The organism is Variovorax sp. 20P10.2.4 (assembly GCF_058244205.1).
This window is the reverse complement of the sequence record NZ_JBZAYE010001067.1, coordinates 1-1,554: the sequence shown is the minus strand read 5'-3', so window position 1 is coordinate 1,554 and position 1,554 is coordinate 1. Positions and strand designations below refer to the sequence as shown.

The following is a 1,554-nucleotide window of genomic DNA, read 5'->3' as shown; positions in this document are numbered from 1 at the left end:
TCGAAGGCGCGGTCGACCGTCCCGCCGACTACGTCGAGGCCGACCTGGCCGCGCGCGCCGCCCTCACGCAGACGGTGAACTTCAACAGCGGCAGCACGCCGCAGACCCGCACCTACACCGGCACCAGCCTCTGGTCGCTGCTGTCCGACGCGGGCCTGCAGGCCGACGCCACGCGCAAGAACGATCTGCTGAGCCGCCACGTGCTGGCCACCGGCGCCGACGGCTACCGCGTGGTGTTCGCGCTCGGCGAGCTGAGCCCCGACTTCGGCAACAAGCCCGCGATCGTGGCCTATGCCGAAGCCACCGGCGGCAGCTCGGGGCCGCTGGCCGCGGCCGACGGACCGTTCCGCGTCACCGCGCCGGGCGACATCAAGGGCGGGCGCTATGTGTCGCAGCTCGTGCGGCTGCGGGTGCAGCCCTCGGCCGCCACCGCCGCCGGCACGGGCGGCGGCGTGTCGACGAGCTTCGCGGTGTCGGGCGCCGTCAGCACGCCGCTGAGCTTCGACCTCAAGGCGCTGCAGGCGATGGTGCCGGTCACGCAGACCGTGGGCGCCAATGTCTACACCGGCGTGAGCCTGTGGACGCTGCTCAACGGCCTGGGCCTGCGCCTGCCCGCGGGCAAGAACCCCAGCCTGTCGATGTATGCCGTGGCCACCGGCAGCGACGGCTATCGCGCCGCGGTCTCGCTCGGCGAGATCGATCCGGGCTTCGGCAACAAGGGCGCGATCGTCGCCTACGACATGAACGGTGCGGGGCTCGGTGCCAACGGCGTCGCGCGGCTGGTGGTGCCGGGCGAGGTCAAGCAGGGCCGCTCGGTGTCGAACCTGGTCGCGATCGAGGTGTTCGCGGCGGACACGCCCTGAGCTGCGGGTCGACGCGCGGCCGTCTCAGCCGGGCCGGCCGCGCGCGTCCACGTAGGCCCAGGCCTCGAGGCCGGAGGCCAGCCGCACCCGTTCGCGGCGGTAGTCCTCGACCTCGCAGGCATCGGACTGCGCGAGCTCGGCCGGTGTGATCGCGAACACCGCGCCGTCGACGCAATCCTCCGCGCGGCCGGTGGGCGCGATGATCGGATGGTGGCTCTTGCCGCTGGTCGCGAGCACGGCGGGGTCGCGGATCGCGAGCCGCTCCAGGCGGTAGCCGGGCAACTGGTCGAGCTGGCCCGCGAGCAGCCGGCCGAAGGTCGCCAGTTGCACCGATTGGAGCTGCAGCGTGCCGTAGGAGAACAGGCGCTCGGTGGCGCCGTGGTCCGTGCTCATGGCGACGAGCGTCCCGCATCGCCGGCATGCGGCAACAGCTGCTCGCGCGGCGGCGCCCAGGCCGACCAGACCTCGCCGGGCAGCGCATGATCGCGCGCGGGCGGTGCCTCGGCCACGCTGCCGAGGCTCACGAAGCCCGCGAGGAATTCCTCGGGACGCACGCCGAGCTCGCTGGCCAGCACCGGATCGAAGCAGCGCTCGCCGCTCAGCACGATCGCGCCGAAGCCCAGTTGATGCGCGGCATTGAGCAGGTTGCCGAGCGCGGCGCCGGCGGCCAGCCATTGCTCGCGCGCGGGCA

At 73.3% G+C, this 1,554-nt stretch carries 3 protein-coding genes; 1 reads left to right on the top strand and 2 read right to left on the bottom strand.

Translation table 11 applies throughout. From position 1 onward, the window contains the following. Nucleotides 1-863, top strand: an 863-nt coding sequence (locus tag AC27VN_RS41105) for a molybdopterin-binding oxidoreductase (protein WP_490880459.1), incomplete at its 5' end; no start/stop codon positions are given. 24 nt (nucleotides 864-887) lie between these two features. On the opposite strand, the gene AC27VN_RS41100 is transcribed toward AC27VN_RS41105, so the two are convergent. Together AC27VN_RS41100 and AC27VN_RS41095 are read right to left on the bottom strand one after the other, a co-directional pair. Further along, nucleotides 888-1,256, bottom strand: a complete 369-nt coding sequence (locus AC27VN_RS41100) for a gamma-glutamylcyclotransferase family protein (protein WP_490880458.1) — start codon at nucleotides 1,254-1,256, stop codon at nucleotides 888-890. Then, on the bottom strand, nucleotides 1,253-1,554 hold a 302-nt coding region (locus tag AC27VN_RS41095), incomplete at its 5' end, for a nitroreductase family protein (RefSeq protein ID WP_490880457.1). The genes AC27VN_RS41100 and AC27VN_RS41095, both read right to left, overlap by 4 nt.

What these genes read in the sequence shown, in the direction of transcription:
- AC27VN_RS41100 (WP_490880458.1), bottom strand. Translation starts at nt 1,256, where the DNA reads ATGAGCACGGACCACGGCGCCACCGAGCGCCTGTTCTCCTACGGCACG.